Origin of the sequence: Luteibacter rhizovicinus, assembly GCF_004342265.1 — a bacterium.
In the GTDB taxonomy this organism is placed as follows: Bacteria; Pseudomonadota; Gammaproteobacteria; order Xanthomonadales; family Rhodanobacteraceae; genus Luteibacter; species Luteibacter rhizovicinus_B.
In genome coordinates, this window is sequence record NZ_SMCS01000001.1 from 90,378 (window position 1) to 108,048 (window position 17,671).

The 17,671-nt window shown below is 62.2% G+C and carries 15 protein-coding genes; 9 read left to right on the plus strand and 6 right to left on the minus strand.

Annotation, left to right across the window (positions count from 1 at the left end):
- Position 1: 1 nt before the first annotated feature.
- The gene (locus tag EC912_RS00360; RefSeq protein ID WP_132141165.1) at positions 2-349 is read right to left on the minus strand and encodes a YXWGXW repeat-containing protein; all 348 of its coding nucleotides are present in this window, start codon (positions 347-349) and stop codon (positions 2-4) included.
- 159 nt (positions 350-508) lie between these two features.
- Here EC912_RS00360 and EC912_RS00365 point away from each other — a divergent pair, with 159 nt between their 5' ends.
- Positions 509-1,405 (plus strand): alpha/beta hydrolase, encoded by an 897-nt coding sequence (locus EC912_RS00365; RefSeq protein ID WP_132141166.1) that lies wholly within the window; start codon positions 509-511, stop codon positions 1,403-1,405.
- Between the two features lie 85 nt (positions 1,406-1,490).
- Positions 1,491-4,952: a methylmalonyl-CoA mutase family protein gene (locus EC912_RS00370; RefSeq protein ID WP_132141167.1), complete on the plus strand. Its 3,462-nt coding sequence runs from the start codon at positions 1,491-1,493 to the stop codon at positions 4,950-4,952.
- Positions 4,953-5,698: 746 nt separating this feature from the next.
- Here the strand turns inward: EC912_RS00370 and EC912_RS00375 are convergent.
- Entirely contained in the window at positions 5,699-6,100 is a 402-nt protein-coding gene (locus EC912_RS00375; RefSeq protein ID WP_132141168.1) for an ExbD/TolR family protein, read from the minus strand.
- 226 nt (positions 6,101-6,326) lie between these two features.
- Here EC912_RS00375 and EC912_RS00380 point away from each other — a divergent pair, with 226 nt between their 5' ends.
- The 3 genes from EC912_RS00380 to EC912_RS00390 all read left to right on the plus strand — a co-directional run bounded on the left by EC912_RS00380 (position 6,327) and on the right by EC912_RS00390 (position 9,182).
- Entirely contained in the window at positions 6,327-7,139 is an 813-nt protein-coding gene (locus tag EC912_RS00380; protein ID WP_132141169.1) for a DUF3014 domain-containing protein, read from the plus strand.
- Between the two features lie 103 nt (positions 7,140-7,242).
- On the plus strand, positions 7,243-8,406 hold the full coding sequence (locus EC912_RS00385; protein ID WP_132141170.1) for a hypothetical protein: 1,164 nt from the start codon (positions 7,243-7,245) through the stop codon (positions 8,404-8,406).
- Entirely contained in the window at positions 8,406-9,182 is a 777-nt protein-coding gene (locus EC912_RS00390) for an RDD family protein (protein WP_132141171.1), read from the plus strand. Before EC912_RS00385 ends, EC912_RS00390 begins: the two co-directional genes overlap by 1 nt.
- A 53-nt stretch (positions 9,183-9,235) precedes the next feature.
- Here EC912_RS00390 and EC912_RS00395 read toward each other — a convergent pair whose 3' ends face one another.
- Complete coding sequence (locus EC912_RS00395) at positions 9,236-10,162, minus strand: peptidylprolyl isomerase (protein WP_132141172.1); 927 nt, start codon at positions 10,160-10,162, stop codon at positions 9,236-9,238.
- A 134-nt stretch (positions 10,163-10,296) separates the two neighbouring features.
- Here EC912_RS00395 and EC912_RS00400 point away from each other — a divergent pair, with 134 nt between their 5' ends.
- Positions 10,297-12,522 carry a DUF5916 domain-containing protein gene (locus EC912_RS00400; protein WP_132141173.1) on the plus strand — a complete coding sequence of 742 codons (2,226 nt, stop codon included), beginning with the start codon at positions 10,297-10,299 and terminating at the stop codon, positions 12,520-12,522.
- 212 nt (positions 12,523-12,734) lie between these two features.
- On the opposite strand, the gene EC912_RS00405 is transcribed toward EC912_RS00400, so the two are convergent.
- Positions 12,735-13,613 (minus strand): SDR family oxidoreductase, encoded by an 879-nt coding sequence (locus EC912_RS00405; RefSeq protein WP_132141174.1) that lies wholly within the window; start codon positions 13,611-13,613, stop codon positions 12,735-12,737.
- A gap of 101 nt (positions 13,614-13,714) precedes the next feature.
- Here EC912_RS00405 and EC912_RS00410 point away from each other — a divergent pair, with 101 nt between their 5' ends.
- Positions 13,715-14,608: a LysR family transcriptional regulator gene (locus EC912_RS00410; RefSeq protein ID WP_132141175.1), complete on the plus strand. Its 894-nt coding sequence runs from the start codon at positions 13,715-13,717 to the stop codon at positions 14,606-14,608.
- Here EC912_RS00410 and EC912_RS00415 read toward each other — a convergent pair.
- On the minus strand, positions 14,587-16,167 hold the full coding sequence (locus tag EC912_RS00415; protein WP_132141176.1) for an SDR family NAD(P)-dependent oxidoreductase: 1,581 nt from the start codon (positions 16,165-16,167) through the stop codon (positions 14,587-14,589). The two genes, EC912_RS00410 and EC912_RS00415, sit on opposite strands and share 22 nt — an antisense overlap.
- Positions 16,168-16,375: 208 nt before the next feature.
- Between EC912_RS00415 and EC912_RS00420 the strand changes: the two genes are divergently transcribed.
- Together EC912_RS00420 and EC912_RS00425 are read left to right on the plus strand one after the other, a co-directional pair.
- Complete coding sequence (locus EC912_RS00420; RefSeq protein WP_207906739.1) at positions 16,376-16,813, plus strand: YybH family protein; 438 nt, start codon at positions 16,376-16,378, stop codon at positions 16,811-16,813.
- Positions 16,814-16,855: 42 nt separating this feature from the next.
- The gene (locus EC912_RS00425; protein ID WP_132141177.1) at positions 16,856-17,488 is read left to right on the plus strand and encodes a dihydrofolate reductase family protein; all 633 of its coding nucleotides are present in this window, start codon (positions 16,856-16,858) and stop codon (positions 17,486-17,488) included.
- An 18-nt stretch (positions 17,489-17,506) separates the two neighbouring features.
- Here EC912_RS00425 and EC912_RS19280 read toward each other — a convergent pair whose 3' ends face one another.
- Positions 17,507-17,665, minus strand: coding sequence for a hypothetical protein (locus EC912_RS19280; RefSeq protein ID WP_165973454.1), 159 nt, complete (start codon positions 17,663-17,665; stop codon positions 17,507-17,509).
- Positions 17,666-17,671 lie beyond the last annotated feature (6 nt).

The window sequence follows — 17,671 nt, forward strand, 5'->3', positions numbered from 1 at the left end:
GTTAGCGGCGCCCGCGCCACTGCGGATCGCGGTCCCAGCGCTCGCGCTCGTAACGCCATGCGTGGCCGTACGGACGATACACGGGCGGGCGATAGATATAGCCCGGACGCGAGCCGTACCACCGTCCGCCGATCCAGATATAGCGCCCGCCCGCCCAGTTCCAGTATCCGGGTGCCCAGACATAACCCGAACGCGGGGGCGGCCTGCGTTCATAACGCGGCGGCGGTGGACGGGTGCCGACAGTCACCGACACATAACCTTGCGCCGCGGCGGGCGGCACATAGGCGGTCGCGCCGACCGCGAGGCCAAGGCCCGCCAGAAGGGCCAGTTTCCGGGTCAACGTGGTCATTGCGAATCGCTCCTCGTTACGTCCGCGAATGCGGAGTCAGGATCGAAAACGGCGGCGGCCGCTACCCGTTGACGATACGCCCGGCGCTTCGTTCATGTTTGTGACGGTCGTGCGGCACCGCTGTATCGCACCACGTCCTGCCCCCACAATGCTTGGCATATGACTCCGATCCCGTCCCCGAAAACGAAACCCGCACCGCGCTTCCGGCTTCGCGACATCGCGACCCTGCTCGGGCTGCGAGCCGCCTACCGTATCGGCAGTGTTGTCGCGCCCGAACGCACGGTCGCGCATGCGGCACGGTTGTTCCAGACGCCGTTGCCCAGCAGCAGGGCCCGCGCCGCCGCCGCGCCCGACGTGCCCGATATGCGTCGCGAGACGATCGCGGTGAACGGCGAATCGATCGCGACCTACGTCTGGGGCGATCCCGCGACACAGCCCTATGCCTTGCTGGTGCACGGCTGGTCCAGTTTCGGACTTCGCTTCGAAAAATGGGCCGCGCTGCTGTCCGCCATGGGCTGGGCCGTCGTGGCGTTCGACCAGCCCGCCCATGGACACAGCGGCGGTTCGCTGTGCACGTTGCCGGACTTTGCCCGCACCGTGCGCGAGGTGGGACGCCACTATGGCGATGCCGCGGCCGTGATCGGCCATTCCCTGGGCGGAGCGGCCGTCACGCTGGCGCTGGACGATGGCTGGACCGCGGAAAAGGTCGTGTTGATCGCTCCCGCCGCCGATCCCCAGGCCGCGACGCGCCGGTTCTCGCGTTTCGTGCGCCTTGCCGAACGGCTGCGACCCGCGCTGCACAAGGCTTTGTCGGACCGGACACAGGTTCCCATCGAAGCGCTGCATATCGAACGCCACGCGCCGCATCGCCGGCAGAAAGTGCTGATATTCCACGATGCGAAGGATCGCGACGTCCCGGTGGCCGAAGGCGAGCTGTACGCGAAGCTGTGGCCGGGCGCGCGGCTGATCCGGACCGATGGTCTGGGGCATCGAAAAATTGTCGACGATGTCGATGTCGTCAACGTCGCGATGCCGTTCCTGTTCGGGACCGCGTAACGATTACGCTGCACTGCGCAAAAGCGCGGGGAAACCCGCGCGGTACAATCAGCCGGTTCCCCGCATCGGTAGTCCCGGAGTCGCCATGAGTTCGCAGCCCAAGCACGTCCCCGCCAGCAGCACGCAGACGGAGGCGACACCATTGCGCTTCGTAACCGCGGCGAGTCTGTTCGACGGCCACGACGCCGCCATCAACATCATGCGACGCATCATCCAGAGCCAGGGTGCCGAGGTGATCCACCTCGGGCATAACCGCTCGGTGGAAGACGTCGTGCGCGCGGCGTTGCAGGAAGACGCCGATGCGATCGCGCTGTCGTCGTATCAGGGCGGCCACGTCGAGTACTTCAAGTACATGGTCGACATGCTGAAAGAGCGCGGAGCGGGTCATGTCCGCGTGTTCGGCGGCGGTGGCGGCACGATTACGCCGGAAGAAATCCGCGAACTGCAGGCCTATGGCGTCGAGCGCATCTATCATCCGAACGACGGCATGAAGCTCGGCCTCGTCGAAATGATCGAAGACGTGATGTCGCGCACCCGCGCCGCCGTGGATCGCCGCGCGCAGAACGCGCCGCCCGCGCCCGTCACGGCGAACATCGACGACGAGATTTCCGTGGGCGCGATGCTTTCGGCTATCGAAGAAGACGCGTTGCCGGAAGCCGAGCTTGCGCGCTTGCGCAAGGAATGGGCGCTTGCCGGCGGCAAAACGCCGGTGCTCGGCCTGACCGGTACGGGCGGCGCGGGCAAGTCCAGCGTTGTCGACGAACTGCTGCTGCGCTTCCTGCACGCTTTCCCGAACATCCGTATCGCCGTACTCGCCGTCGATCCGACGCGCCGCCGCAGCGGCGGCGCATTGCTCGGCGACCGCATCCGCATGAACTCGCTGCGCAGCCCGCGCGTCTACATGCGTTCTATGGCGACGCGTCGCCAGCACGCCGCGACCAGCATCGTGCTGCACGACTGCATCGATTTCCTGAAGAGCCAGGCCTATGACCTGGTTATCGTCGAGACGGCCGGCATCGGCCAGAGCGATTCCGAAATCGTCGACCTCGTCGATTTCCCGGTCTATGTCATGACCAGCGAATACGGCGCTGCGAGTCAGCTCGAGAAGATCGACATGCTCGACTTCGCCGAACTCGTGGTGCTCAACAAATTCGACAAGCGCGGCGCGGAAGATGCGCTGCGCGACGTGCGCAAGCAGTGGAAGCGCAACCGCACCGCCTTCCAGATGGCCGACGAAAACGTGCCGGTCTATCCCACGATCGCCAGTCAGTTCAACGACCCGGGCGTGACCTGGATGTTCGCCAACCTCTGCCGCCTGATGCGCGACAAGCTGCACCTGCCGGTCGAAAACTGGTCGCCCGATGTCGACACAACGCTGCGCGAGCCCCGCGCGACCGTGCTTATTCCGGGTAACCGCGTGCGCTACCTCGCGGAAATCGCCGAGCAGGGTAGGGGCGTCAACGGCGGTATCGCGAAGCAGGCCGAAGCGGCCAGCAAGGCGCAGCATTATTACGAATCGCTGAAGGACATCGGGGACGAAGGCGTTCCGCGCGCACTGGATCTTTACGACCACGCATCGCTGAACGTCGAAGGCGACCGTTCGTTGTCGACGCTGCGCCAGCGCTACAACGAAGCGGTTCGCGAACTTACCAGCGAAGCGATTTCGCTGCTGCGCGAATGGCCGGCTCGCTTCGAGGCCGTCACCGCCGAGTTCAACGAATACCAGGTGCGCGACAAGGTCATCCGCGTCGAAAACTATCGCACGTCGCTCAGCCACCAGAAAATCGCGAAGGTCTCGCCGCCGAAGACGAAGGACTGGGGCGAACTGCTCTCGTTCCTGATGCGCGAGAACCTGCCGGGCCACTACCCATATACGGGCGGCGTATTCCCGTATCGCCGCGCCGGTGAAGATCCGACCCGCATGTTCGCGGGCGAAGGCACGCCGGAACGTACGAACCGCCGGTTCCATTACCTGTCGCTGGGCGGCGCCGCGGCGCGTCTGTCCACGGCATTCGATTCGGTCACGCTGTACGGCGAAGACCCGGCGCCGCGTCCTGACATTTACGGCAAGATCGGCAACTCCGGTGTTTCCATCGCTACGCTGGACGACATGAAGAAGCTGTACTCCGGCTTCGACCTGTCCGCGCCGTCGACCTCGGTGTCCATGACCATCAATGGTCCCGCGCCGATCATCCTCGCGATGTTCATGAACACCGCGATCGACCAGAACGTCGAGAAATACCTCAACGAAGAGCCCGCGCGCTGGGAAGCCGCGAACGCGCACATCGCTGCACTTTATCCGGATGGCGACCGCCCGCGTTATCACGGCGGTCTGCCGGAAGGTAACAACGGTCTGGGCCTCGGCCTGCTGGGTGTTTCCGGCGAAGAAGTCGTCGACGCCGAAACCTATGCCCGCATCAAGACCTATACACTGGCCACGGTACGCGGCACGGTGCAGGCGGACATCCTGAAAGAAGACCAGGCGCAGAACACGTGCATCTTCAGCACCGAGTTCGCGCTGCGCATGATGGGCGACATCCAGCAGTACTTCGTCGACCACAAAGTACGCAACTTCTATTCGGTATCGATCTCCGGTTACCACATCGCCGAAGCCGGTGCGAACCCGATCAGCCAGCTGGCCTTCACGCTGTCGAACGGTTTCACCATCGTCGAGTACTACCTCGCACGCGGTATGAAGATCGACGACTTCGCGCCCAACCTGTCGTTCTTCTTCTCCAATGGCATGGACCCGGAATACACGGTCATCGGTCGCGTCGCGCGACGCATCTGGGCCCGCGCCATGCGCGAACGCTATGGTGCCAGCGCGCGCAGCCAGATGCTGAAGTACCACATCCAGACATCCGGCCGTTCGCTGCACGCGCAGGAAATCCAGTTCAACGACATTCGTACGACGTTGCAGGCGCTATATGCGTTGTTCGACAACTGCAACAGTCTGCATACGAATGCCTATGACGAAGCCATCACCACGCCGACGGAAGAGAGCGTGCGCCGCGCGGTCGCAATTCAGCTGATTATCAATCGTGAACTGGGCCTCAACTTCAACGAGAACCCGTGGCAGGGCAGCTACGTTGTCGACGAGCTGACCGATCTGGTCGAAGAAGCTGTCTATAAGGAATTCGAAGCCATCAGTGAGCGCGGCGGTGTGCTGGGCGCCATGGATACGATGTATCAGCGCGGAAAGATTCAGGAAGAATCGATGTATTACGAGCATAAGAAACACGATGGCTCGTTGCCGCTTATTGGTGTGAACACCTTCCTGCCGAAGGATCATGGTGGCGAAATTTCCACGGAGATCGAGTTGATTCGTTCTACCGAGGAAGAGAAGGGACAGCAGATCGATAACGTGTTGCTTTATGGTCGTGCCCGTAACTCGCTTGCCCCGGAGAGCCTGAAGCGGTTGCAGAGTACTGCGCGCGATCGGCGGAATGTGTTCGAGCAGTTGATGGATGCCGTTAAGAACAACTCGCTTGGGCAGATTAGTCATGCTTTGTATGACGTGGGTGGGGAGTATCGGCGCAACATGTAAGCCGCGTGCGCTTTTGCGCCGTGTTTGACCAGTTATTCGCTTGAAGAGCGTCGTCATTCTGGGCGTCGTCGCATGGAACCAGCCGTCCCCCTCGCCGGGCCCACGTCGGGCGGTCGCTGCGCGACGCGGGTGGACTGGCGGGGCTTCGTGAGCGGGCTTCCTGCCCGCACACGAAGGAAGGGGCGTCCTGCCCCTTCCCCCCTTCGGGGCCTACCCGCCCGACCAGCCTCGCCCTCCTACCGGGCCCGGCGAGGGGGCGGCTGGTTCCGCCGGGCGCTGAGGCGATGGGCATGCAGAGCTAACGAGCAAAGCGAACCGCTGACAATGCCTCGCGCCACCTCACCCCTCACCGTCATTCCGGCGCACGCCGGAATCCGCGGCGAGGTGGTCGGTGGTCGCGAGGGCGATGGCCGCTTTTAAGCGAAAACCTCAGCGTTGGATCTTGCCCCACGTGGTCGCTGCGGACCTCGGCGTACGCCGGGGTGACGGTGAGGAAGACGACGTCGTGAGGTGGTCGTCGGCATCACGCGCGCAAACGGCTCATAACCCCAGGATTTTCCCACCGATCGGAAGGAAGCCGGGGCCGCGACATGGGTGGCCACGGCTTCCTTTGCCTCATCGCCGCACGTTGCGATGCTTTCCCTCACGACAGAAGCGCCGAAATCCACGCCCCGTAGAGACCGCGCCCGAGAGCGCTCCTACAAGGACAGTGAGGCGCGGGACTAATCGCACAGTGAAGCGCGTGGCTAATCGCGGCCTATAAAGTCGATCTTCCCCATACCGTGCGCCTTCGCATCGGTAAGTACGCGGGCAACGGTCTCGTACGCGACGCTGTCGGTGGCGTCGATCTGCAATGCAGGTTGTTCCGCTTGTGCCGCGGCGATGGTGAGCTGCGTGTCCAGTTGGGCCTCGCTGATAGGCGTGTCGTTCCAGTAGAGAACGCCGTCGCCTTCGATTGCCAGATGGATGGGTTCGACGGTCGGTAGCTTCGCCTGCTGCGATGCTTGCGGCAGGTCGACCGTCGCCTTGTGGGCGATGACCGGTGCGGAAATCATGAAGATGATCAGCAGCACGAGCAGCACGTCGACGAGCGGCGTGACGTTGATGCCTGAGATAGGAGCGTTGTCGACACGAGCAGAGAAAGCCATGGTTCTTCCTCCTGGACGAGCTTGCGATGTGGGATTGCCGGACCGGTGGGGACGGTCGGCGAGTTCAGACTAATACGATTTCAGGACGGAATGCGAGGGGGCATGAGGGTGGTGTTACATGCCCTTGGCCGCTATGGTTGGCGTTCTTGTGCGTTTGACGTTGCGGAACCATTGGCGTTACGCCCAGTCAGAGCAAGGTTGCTAGTCGCAAAGCAGGTTAAGTGGAATGAATAAGCAGTCGTCAGGTGTTGCGCGTGTTCTTTGGGTTGTCGTCGTGCTGGCCGCCATCGGCGCCGGGTTCGTGGTCTGGCAGAAAGAGAAAGCGGCTAAGCCTCAGGAAGCCGCCGTTGCATTGCCTTCCGCCGCTTCGACGTCGATACCTTCTTCCGCATCCGCGGTCCAGCATCCGCTGGGCGCGGCTCCCGCAGGCGCATCGACCGCGGCGCTGCCTGCGCTCGGCGACAGCGATAGCGCCGTGATTCAGTCGCTGATGGCGCTGGGCGGCGATGGTGCGTTGAAGGCGCTGCTTGTTCCCGAGCACGTCATTCCCCGGATCGTTGCCACGATCGATGCCTTACCGAAACAGAGCGTGGGTCTGAACGTGTTGCCGTTGCGCACGCCGACCGGCTCGTTTGTCGTAGGGCACGACGGAAACGGACAGATGGTGACATCGGGCAAGAATGCCGATCGTTACGCGACGTATATGTATGTCGCGGAGAAGATCGATACCGGTGCGCTGGTCGGGTGGTACAAGCGGTATTACCCGCTGTTTCAGCAGTCGTATCGCGATCTCGGTTATCCGGATGGCTATTTCAACGACCGGCTCGTTGCGGTGATCGATCATCTGCTGGCGGCGCCCGAGCCGAAGGGGCCCGTCGTCCTGGTGCAGCCGAAGCTGCGCTACGAGTTCGCCGATCCGTCGTTGCAGGCGTTGTCGGCCGGGCAGAAGTTCATGCTTCGCCTGGGGCCGGATGACGAGGCACGGTTGAAGGCCAAGCTACGCGCGATCCGGGCAGGTGTGGTGGAATCCGGAAAGTAACGGATACGACGGTTCCTGCCGCCGCCGGTTGAAGCGCGGCATGCAAAGTCGCGCCCGTACACATTCCTGAAGTAAGCTCGCCCGGAACAGGGGAGGGGCAGGGATGATTGACGTCGTCGAGGCTTCGGCGCGAGACGGATGGTGGCGGTTGCCGGTCTGGATCGATAGATCCGGCCGTGTATTTCGTTGGCTGCTGGTGGTCGCGACGCTCGTCGGCGGTGGCACGCTCTGCTTCTTTGCGCTCGGCATACCGGCCCTGGGGCCATTCGGTGCCACCGTTCTGCTGGCGATCGTGTGGCAGCTGTCGCGCGTCATCTATCTTGCCGGTACTTATATGGCGGCGCGCCGCGCAGGCATGGTCGTAACGTTCGTGCGCGCGGGATCGGTCGATCTGCTGCCGCAGAAAGGTTTCTGGAAGATCCGCTGGAAGCGCTATGCAAAGCGCATACCCGCCGTCGTGAACGCGGTGTACGACCCGGCCAGGCCGGTCGCGCCGCAAATGATCCGGCAGATACTCGGTGGGCCGCTGACGCTCCTCACCGCGGCACTCGTATGCGCGGTTCTTGCATCGATATTTCTCCCAGGCCGCGCGGGCTTCCTCTTTTGCGCGATGGCGGTGGTCAATGGCGGCATCGGAGTCATCAGCCTGCTTCCTGTTGCGGGGGCCGTGGAAAGCGCCGGCACCGCTGCGTACCGATGGCGCTGGAAAACGCCGGATATTTCGGCGCCGCGATTTGTTTATGCGCGCTTCCTGGCCCATTCCGTTTTTGGCCGGGCGACTGACGAATGGTCCCTCGCCGATCTGGACCTATTGTCCCGGCAGCCGATGCCGATGCCGTTCATCGCCCTGTGGTGTCGACTGAAGTCTTTACAGCATGCGGGACAGTGGGCCGATGCGGCTCATCGTGTCGATGAACTGAGTGCGCTGCTGGACACGGAAGATGCGAAGAACGCGTGGTGGAGCGATCTCGTAGCACAGCTTGTGGCGGAAATTGCCTTCTCGACTGCGATGGCGACCGGAGATGCATCGGGCCTGACAGATGATTTGCTTACACGCGGTGCGGGATGGTCTTTCCCGGCGTTGTGGCCGCGTTGCCTGGCGTTGCGGGCGGCGCTGATCGGCGATGTCGAGCAGTGTCGCCATTGGCTGGATGTTGCACGACGACGCGCTGAGGTTTCCGTGAGCAGGTCGATGCCGGAAAGCGAAGCTATCCTTGCCCGTAGTGTGCTGAGTGTTCTGAAACTGAAGTCGACAGAGGAAAGTTGATGTCCGAAGAAGCTGCAATCTGGTACTACGCGGATCGCAATGGCAGTCAGGCCGGGCCGGTGACGGTCGAGCAGATGTTCTCGCTGCATGATTCGGGCGAGATCGGCGACGAGACGCTCGTATGGTCCGCTGGCATGGCCGACTGGTCGCCTTACCGCACGATGCTGAACGCATCGCGGACCGGAGTTTCCCTGGTCGATACGCCGGATGAGGAATCCGTCTTCTCGCGTCCGTTGCCTACTGGGGCACTTTCGCATCCATGGCGCCGGTACTTTGCCAAGAGCCTCGACATTTCCACGTCCGGGTTCCTTGGCGTTTTTGTAATTTTCATCGTGATCGCCATCGTGGCGCCCGATTCGGTCGATATGGCGGTCAAGGCGACAAGCACGCCCCTGGTCGGCTCGATTCTGGTGCTGCTGGTGTGGTTTCCGATCGAGGCGTTTTGCCTGGCGGCCTTCGGCTCGACGCCCGCTCGCTGGCTATTCAAGATCAGGGTGCGAACCGTCGATGGCCGCCGACTCGATTTCCGGCAAGCATTCGGGCGAACCATCCGGATGAGCCTGCAAGGTCTTGGCGCCGGCATTCCGCTGATTTCGCTCGTCTGCTCGATCGTGTCGTACCAGCGGCTGACGAGAACAGGTACGACGGCATGGGACGAATCCCAGGGCCTTGTGGTCACGCACGGCGAGTGGAGCGGCGCACGCGCGGCCGTGGCGACGATCGTGACGATCGTCGCGTTAATCGTGATGTCCGTGCTTGCTTTGGTGGGCGAGTAACGAAGCCTCGTGTCGAGTCGTCGCCCGGTTCTCGCCGGGCGACGACTCCACGATTAGGGCGCTTTTTTCGTCGGGTCGCGCACCGGGATCGAGATATTGCAGATATCGATCTTTCCGGCCGGTAGCGTGTAGAAGTCGTCCTTGCGATTGCGCTTGGCGTCGATCACAGCGGTGAACGTCTTGCTGTCGGTGCGCAGGACCTGGATCGGCGTGCGTTCGGCTTCCGGAACATCGGCCGCGAGACGGACGGTTTTGATCGTGACGCGCTGTTCGGGTTTGTCGTAGAAGCCCATCGGCTCGCCGCCGCGCGGATAGGCGGACAGGATGGGCATACCCTGAATCACGCGGCCGGCGACGGCCAGATTGCGATCCAGGTTGCGCGGCGCCTGGCCGATGATGGCGTACAGCGAACTGCCGTTGCCGGTTTCCGCGCCTACGTCGCGTGCGACGCCAACCGCTCCGTAGCAATGCGTCAGCCACGCCTGCCCGTGCGCGGTGTCGCGCGCGGCGGGGAAGCCATCGGAGAACCCGACTTCGGGCGCGTATACGTCGCCGTCCGGCAGCTTCGCGAACGGAATGGACTTGTCGAGCTTGCGTGTGAATTCCGGCGGAAGCGTCTGCTTTGCCGTACCCAGGCTTTTCGCCTTGGCCTTGTCGTCGCCATCGGGATCGCCCCACTGCGTGACGAAATTGTCCTGCACGCGGATGACGGCCGTGCCGTCGAAATAATGCTCGCGGATCAGCGTGCGTATATTCGCCGCGTGTTCGGGCGACCAGTCCTGTGCCAGTTCGATGATGACCCGGCCCTGCGGCAGGTCCATGTAGACCAGGTTCTGCGGATCGGGCGTGCGCCATTCGACGGGGCTGGCCTTCGCGAGCAGTTCTTTCGCGGTCGGCGTATGGGCTTTCTTTGCCTCGTCGGCGAGCGTGGGCAGGGCGAGCGTGGCGAGTGCGATGGCGAGGCAGGTGCGGTGCAGCATGGTATCCCCTGAGCGATTGGCGGCTGCAAGAAAGTAGCAGAGTCGAGGGCATTCGCGCGGTATAGGCCACCAGTCATGCGTAACCTTTTACGGATGCGCCGCATCCTTCTACGGATTCCATCGACGGCGCATCCATGTTTCGCTTCGCTTTTGCCCTTGCACTCTGTTTTCTCGCTACTGTCGCGAACGCCGTCGAAATCGATGGAAAGATCGACCCCGGCGAATGGGCGGGGGCGCGGCACATCACGGATTTCCGCGATACGCAGCCGCTGACCGGCAAACCCGGGAGCATGCCGACCGAGGCGTGGGTGATGTCCACGCCCAAGGGGCTGGCCATCGCCATTCGCGTCACCCAGCCGGCCTCGATGCCCCGCACGCGGCAGAAGACCCGGCGTGACGAATCCGCACTGGTGGACCGGATCAACGTCATGGTCGATTTCGATGCGGACGGACGCACAGGCTACGACTTCGAAGTGACGTCGATGGGCGGTGTCGCGGACGAGGTGATCACCAGCGAATCGAATTTCAGTTACGACTGGGACGGCCACTGGGAGCATGCGGTTTCCGAGGACGCCGACGGATGGTCGGTGGAAGTGCTGATCCCGTGGTACATCGCGCCCATGCGCGCCGCTACGGGCGATACGCGCACCATTGGCCTGTACATCGACCGCGTCGTCGGCACCACGGGCGAGCGCATGTCCTGGCCTGCGGCGAGCTTCAATCGTCCGCGCTTCCTGTCCGATTTCGAACATGTGGAATTGCCGGCCTATTCGCAAGCTTTGCTGGCCGTGACGCCGTACGTGGTGGCGCGAGCCGACCGGGCCCATGGCGGCACGAGCTTTCAGGAGGGCGCGGACATTGTCTGGAAGCCGAATGGACAAACCCAGCTGACGGCGACCATCAATCCCGACTTCGGTCAGGTGGAAAGCGACGACCTGGTAATCAACTTCACTCCCGAGGAAACCTTCTTCACCGACAAGCGGCCGTTCTTCACGGAAAACCAGGGCATCTTCGATTTCAGCCTGCTCGAAGACTATACGCAGCTGGTCTATACACGGCGCGTGGGCGGCGCGGCGGACGACAGCAACGATGCGGCGGATATCGCGGGCGCCATGAAGCTCAACGGCAGCGTGGGCGACATGAGCTACGGCGTGCTCGCGGCGCAGGAGAAAGGCGACGCCGGTCGCACGTTCGGGGCGTTGCGCCTGAGCGAGAATTTCGGAACGCAGAGCCTGGGTATGCTTGCCACGCATGTCAGTCACCCGTATCTCGATCGCGATGCGAACGTGCTGGGCATCGATCATCGCTGGAAGCCGAATGCGAAGTTCACCATTACCAGCAACATCGTCGGTAGCAAGATCGACCAGCCGAACAATCGCTCGACCGGTTTCGGCGCGACGACGATAGCCGAATACGAAATGACGCCGGTATGGAGCCAGCAATGGCTGGGCATGCATTTCGGCGACACACTGCAGGTCAACGATTTTGGCTATCTGCCGCGCAACGATTTCGACTACGCCCATTGGGAAGTCCGCCAGCGTCTGACCGCGCTTCCCGATGATTCCGCGTATTCGTCGCATCTGTGGCGATATCGGATCATTGGCGTCAACAATACCGAAGGGCTGCGGCTGGAGCGGCAGTTCCGCATCATCCGCGACAGTCAGCGTCGCGACGGCGGCGAGGAATTCTGGAAGATCAATGTCGATAGCGCGGCATACGACGACTTGCTGACCCGCGGAGGCAATCCGCTGCACACGCCACCGAACCTGACATTGATCTACGAGCGCGTGCGGCCGCGCATCGGGCATTGGTCGTGGAAGGCGGATGCCGAGATCAAGGGCAATCAGCTGACGGGTCTTCATCGCGTCGGTTATATGGTCAAGTTCGTTCCCACGTATTTCTTCAGCGACGAGTTGAGTATTTTCACCGGAGCCAGTTACGAGACAACGCCGAACTGGATGATCTGGCAGCACGATAACCTGGTGGGAGCGTTCGACGGTCGTACGATCGGTATCGACATGGGCATGAACTGGAACATTGGCAACCGGCAGGAAGTGCGCGTGAAAGTGCAGGCGCTGGGTGTCGGCGCGCGGCTGCGTCAGGCCTATGTGATCGATCGCGACGGGCGTGCAGTGGAAAGCAATGAACCTGTCAAGGATTTCGGTGTAGCGAATCTGGGCTTCCAGATTCGCTATCGCTATGAGATCGCGCCGTTGTCCAATCTGTATATCGTTTATAACCGTGGCGGGTATGAGACCGAGGACGGTGTAAGTGACGCTAACGAGCAGTTTCGGCACAGCCTTGGTTTGCGTGACACCAATGAGGCGCTGGTAAAGGTGGCTTACCGGTTGGAGTTTTGAGGTGGGGTTGTCGGCGGTGGGGTAAGTCTCACTGCATCGCTGCGGATTCCGGCGTGCGCCGGAATGACGGTGAGGGGGTAGCGTGTCTGCAAGTCACATCGTGGCCCCATGGAGCGCATCAGGATGATGGACGCGTATCTGCAACCCTCTTCGTCATCCCGGCGCACGCCGGGATCCGCAGCGACCACGTATGGCCAGCGACATCCCGTCTTTCAGCCTTCCCACGTACGCGCAGCTTCGATCGCAAAATCGCGATACGAACGCGGCGCATGACCCAGCAAGGCAGTCATCTTTGCCACCGCCTCCTTCGTCGCCACCATGCCGTCCAACTGAAAGCGGCTGGTCATGAGTCGTATGTCGCGTGCCGTCCAGGACGGAAAGCCGAATGAGACCAGCTTCGCTTCAAATGCATCCGCATCGGGCTTCGGCGCGACGATGGGCTTACCCAGGATGTCGGACCATATCTTCGCCACACCGGTAGCGGTAACCGGTTCGGGCCCGACGAGTTCGATGACCTGTCGCGGCAAGCGTGCCGGGGCGTTCTCGCGGCGAAGCAGCTCGGCGATGGCGACCTCCGCGATGTCCCTGACGTCCACCATCGAAAGACCGATTTCGCCGATGGGCATCGGATACAGCGCGTTGCCGAGCAGCATGTCTTTCTGGCTCAGGTCGTTCTGCATGAAATAGTTCGGCCGGAGAATCGTTGCCGGCAAGTCGAGCTGTTCGATCATGCGTTCGGCTGTGTACTTGCCAGTGAAATGCGGCACATCGACGTAGGTGTCCGCATGGAAGACAGAGAAGTACACGATGCGTTCGATGCCAGCGTCGCGCGCGAGGCTGAGGGCGATGATGGCCTGGGTGACTTCGTCGGCCGTGACGGCGTTCAGCAGGAAGAGTGTGTCGACGCCTTCCATGGCGGCACGTAACGAGGAAACGTCGGTCATATCGCCTTTCACGGTCGAGACGCCGGCGGGGAAGGTGGCCTTCGCCGGATCGCGTGCAAGAGCGCGAACGCGGGCTCCCTTCGCGGCCAGGCCGTTGACGACGAGAGAGCCGATGGTTCCGGTGCTGCCTGTGACGAGGATGGTCATGTCGTGTCTCCATGGATTAGGTGTATCCATGGTGCGCGTTCCAATATCGGTACGATAGACGTAGTATTGAGACAACTCGTCCCGTATATGGAACACATGTCATGGACCTTCACGCGCTGGCCGACTTCAACGCAGTGGTCGCCCATGGCGGCTTCGGGAAGGCCAGCCGCGCGACGGGGCGTCCCAAGGCGAGTCTCTCCCGGCGGATCATGCAACTGGAGCAGGAGCTCGGCGTTCGCCTGTTCGAGCGCGGTTCGCGAATACTGGTGCTTACCGAAGAAGGCATGGCGCTGCGCGAGACCACCATGCGGCAGCTCGATGAACTCGAAGCCGCGACGCATGCGATCAGTACACGGTCGCAGCGGCCGACCGGCAGGCTGCGGGTCAGTGCTCCCTCTGCGGTGGCCTATGAAGCATTGGGCGAACTGGCCGCGACATACATCGCGCGATATCCCGAAGTCCGCCTTGAGGTGATTGCCGAAGATCGCTTCGTCGATCTGATCGCCGAGGACTTCGACATCGTTATCCGCGCCAACCCGGCACCCGATACCGATCTGGCAGGGCGCTGCTTCTTTCGCGATACATTCGTGGTGGTGGCCGCGCCGGCTGTGGGGATGCTTTATCCCGAACCTGCGCGTCGGGAAGGGCATCCCGTTCCCGCCGTCATGCTGCCCGGTGGCGGGAACAGCGCGTGGCGTCTTGCGAACGATCGCATCGTGAACGTCACGCCGGTCGTTCGCCTGTCGTCCATCTCGATGATCCACGACGCGGCGCTGGCGGGCGCGGGCGCCGCGGTGTTGCCTTACTCGCGCGCCCAGGCGGACATTGCCGCCGGGCGCCTCGAAAACTGGGGCGCGCTGGAGGGCCGGGGTGTCGAAGCCTGGGCGTTATACGCCACGCGCCGCTTGCTGAGTCGCAAGATCAGCGCGTTTATCGATCTTCTGGTCGAATCGTACGAAGGGAAAACGAGCGATTACCAATCCGTCGGACGGTAGTCCTTGAGGAACTGGCCCCAGACGTGTTCGCCGGAATTGATGCCATGGATGATGGGATCGACGATGCGCGCCGCGCCGTCGACGATATCCAGCGGTGGATGGAAACGTTCCTCCAGCACCTTCTTCGCCGCGAGTTCCGCCGGATCTTCATCGGTTACCCAGCCGGTGTCCACGCTGTTCATGTGGATACCGTCGTTCTGGTAATCGGTGGCGGACGTGCGCGTCATCATGTTGAGCGCGGCTTTCGCCATATTGGTATGCGGATGACGCGTGGTCTTGAAGCTGCGGTAGAACTGGCCTTCCATCGCCGATACGTTGACGATGTGCTTGTCGCGTTCCGGCGTACGCAGCATCAACGGTTTGAGGCGGGCATTGATGAGGAACGGCGCGATGGCATTGACCAGCTGCACTTCCAGCAGCTCCACGGACGGCACCTCGGCCATCAGCAGGCGCCACGAATTGCGCTCGCGCAGATCGATCTGCTGCAGGTCCTGATCCAGCCGGCCCTCGGGGAACAGGTGTTGTTGCGCGAGAAGCTCCTCGGGAAGCAGGGGCACCTGCGACAGTTCGGCGGCGCGTGTCAGACCGGGTACGGCCGAACCGTGACCGGCAAGCGCAACCGGCGAAGCTTTCGTGTCGGACAGGATGTTGGAACCACGCATGCCTTCGTAGTCGCCGACCAGCGCACGCACATGCTCCGGCAGGTCATGCAATGCGGCGGTCTCGCCTTCCATCATGTGCGCGTAGAAATCGGGCGGACGGCGTACCGTCTGGCACGCGTTGTTGATGATGAAATCCAGTCGCGGACGGGTTGCGATGAGTTCCTGACAGAACGCTTCCACGCTCGGCGTATGACGCAGGTCCAGACCGTAGATCTGCAGACGGTCTTTCCAGTCGGCGAAGTCGGGTTCTTCCGCGTAGCGTGCCGCCGAGTCGCGCGGGAAGCGCGTGGTAACGATCAGCTCCGCACCGGCGCGCAATAACTTCAGGCCCGCCTGATAGCCGATCTTCACGCGGCCGCCGGTCAGCAGCGCTACGCGTCCGCGCAGATCGGTAGTCTCCGTGCGCTTCGTATAGTTGAAGGCCGCGCACGTGGGGCACAGCTGGTCGTAGAAGAAGTGAATGGTCGTGTATCGCGTCTTGCACACGTAGCAGTGCTGCGGCAGCGTGGATTCGCGCGGCTTGCTGGCATCCACATCGGGATGCACGTCAAGCGGCTCGAAACCTTCCGGTGCGAAGACGTTCGGCGTACTGAATACCGGTTTGCGGCGCAATGCACGAATACCCGTGTTATCCAGAACCGCATCGTCGGCCTGAATTTTCGACGCGTAGTGCGCTTTCTCCGCCGCCTTCAACTTCACCCGGCGTGCGACGGGATCGGGATGGTAAACGCTGGCTACCGCCTGATGCAGGCGTCCACGTTCCTGGCCGGATACCGCTTCCAGCAACTGCGGATCGACAGCGATCGACTCGAGCAGCTCGGTCGCGGCGCGCAGGCGAGCAAGGAGGGAAAGGTCCCCGTCATCCTGCACGGGCAGGGCGGTGGTGTCGGTATTCACTGGGTTCGATCCGTATCGGCGTGTAGGGAGAGCGGGGCCAGTAGGGGGTCATGGCCGCTGCAAGCCCGCTATTTTGCCTGAATTTTACAAGGGGTGAGGCCGGGCGCGCTGACCCGTATGACGTTCGCACTAGATTACCGCCGGGATTATGGGGTTCCGAAAGGCTGCAACAAGTGATAGTTAGGCACCGTAGTCATCCAGGAGACTTATGACCACAACCCCTATAACTAAAATGAAAAGACCAGAAGATGCGCCAGGTGCATTCCAGGCCGCCTGGAACGCTCACGACATGACTGCTCTCGGCGGCCTGTTCGATGAAGACGCGACGTTCGTAAATCGCTTTGGGCACTATGTCCAGGGCATCGATGAGATCGTGGCGCTCCACGCTCCCATTCACGAAACAATCTATCGCGACTCTACGCTGGAAAATGAGCTGATCGATGTCGTTCACATTGCCGACGGAGCGGTGGTCATCCATTTCTGGAGCCGCCTGGCGGCCGGTGCCGCTCACCCGGCCGGGCCACATGAGGTGGATACGCTGATCCTCGCGGTACTGACGAGGCAGAACGATATCTGGCGCATTCGGGCGCTCGAGAATGTAACCCTTGCAAACCCGCGGACCGGGGAGCCAATCTTGCGCGGTTAGTGCAGCGTTGCGACGTAGATACATGCATGCGAGAGGAAAATCATGAGCAAAGTATTCGTCAACATTGGACTTAGCCTCGATGGCTACATGGCACCGGAAGGAATGACCATGGGCAAGCCCGAGTACAAGAACTGGGGCGCCAAGTGGGGTGCGATGATGGCCTGGATCCTCAATCAACAGTACTTCCGCGAGAACATGCTCAAGCTCGGACCGGGGGGAGAGACCGGCCCGGTCAATGACCTGCTTCGCAGCACTACCGAACGCATCGGCGCCAACATTATGGGCAAGCGAATGTTCGACCAGGGCGAGAGCACGTGGCCAGATGAGGCTCCGTTTCACACACCGGTATACGTTCTTACCCATGAGAAGCGCGAACCCTGGGTGCGCCCCGGTGGGACGACGTTTTACTTCGTCAATGAGGGGCCCGAGCGTGCCCTTGAGCTGGCCCGGGAATCCGCGGGCAGTCGCGATATTCGTATCTCGGGCGGAGCGGATGCGATCCAGCAGTACCTGAACCTGGGTGTCGTCGACGAGCTGGAAATCGCCTTGGCACCCGTGTTGTTCGGCGGCGGGCGGCGTCTCTTCGAGAACCTACGCGAGCCCGGACCGCAGTTTCGCATTGACAGGGTTCTCGATGGTCCAACTGCCACACACTTGCGCTATGTGCGTCAGTGAGGGCGGACTGACCACCGGTCAGCCAGCCGAGGGCGCCGTTACCGCAACAGGGGCGTGGCTGGCGGCGAGCGTCGTCGCCACGGTTGCGTGCGACGTGAGCATGGCACCCAGGGTCAGGAAGCAGACCAGCAGGCCGGCGGCGAAAAAGCTCTGCAGCATCAGGGTTTCGAATTTCATGGTGGT

Excerpts from the sequence above, each read along its gene's own strand:
- EC912_RS00375 (WP_132141168.1), bottom strand. The coding sequence starts at position 6,100 with ATGGCTTTCTCTGCTCGTGTCGACAACGCTCCTATCTCAGGCATCAAC.
- EC912_RS00385 (WP_132141170.1), top strand. The coding sequence starts at position 7,243 with ATGATTGACGTCGTCGAGGCTTCGGCGCGAGACGGATGGTGGCGGTTG.
- EC912_RS00370 (WP_132141167.1), top strand. The coding sequence starts at position 1,491 with ATGAGTTCGCAGCCCAAGCACGTCCCCGCCAGCAGCACGCAGACGGAG.
- EC912_RS00390 (WP_132141171.1), top strand. The coding sequence starts at position 8,406 with ATGTCCGAAGAAGCTGCAATCTGGTACTACGCGGATCGCAATGGCAGT.
- EC912_RS19280 (WP_165973454.1), bottom strand. The coding sequence starts at position 17,665 with ATGAAATTCGAAACCCTGATGCTGCAGAGCTTTTTCGCCGCCGGCCTG.
- EC912_RS00405 (WP_132141174.1), bottom strand. The coding sequence starts at position 13,613 with ATGACCATCCTCGTCACAGGCAGCACCGGAACCATCGGCTCTCTCGTC.
- EC912_RS00425 (WP_132141177.1), top strand. The coding sequence starts at position 16,856 with ATGAGCAAAGTATTCGTCAACATTGGACTTAGCCTCGATGGCTACATG.
- EC912_RS00380 (WP_132141169.1), top strand. The coding sequence starts at position 6,327 with ATGAATAAGCAGTCGTCAGGTGTTGCGCGTGTTCTTTGGGTTGTCGTC.
- EC912_RS00395 (WP_132141172.1), bottom strand. The coding sequence starts at position 10,162 with ATGCTGCACCGCACCTGCCTCGCCATCGCACTCGCCACGCTCGCCCTG.
- EC912_RS00420 (WP_207906739.1), top strand. The coding sequence starts at position 16,376 with ATGACCACAACCCCTATAACTAAAATGAAAAGACCAGAAGATGCGCCA.
- EC912_RS00365 (WP_132141166.1), top strand. The coding sequence starts at position 509 with ATGACTCCGATCCCGTCCCCGAAAACGAAACCCGCACCGCGCTTCCGG.
- EC912_RS00410 (WP_132141175.1), top strand. The coding sequence starts at position 13,715 with ATGGACCTTCACGCGCTGGCCGACTTCAACGCAGTGGTCGCCCATGGC.
- EC912_RS00360 (WP_132141165.1), bottom strand. The coding sequence starts at position 349 with ATGACCACGTTGACCCGGAAACTGGCCCTTCTGGCGGGCCTTGGCCTC.
- EC912_RS00400 (WP_132141173.1), top strand. The coding sequence starts at position 10,297 with ATGTTTCGCTTCGCTTTTGCCCTTGCACTCTGTTTTCTCGCTACTGTC.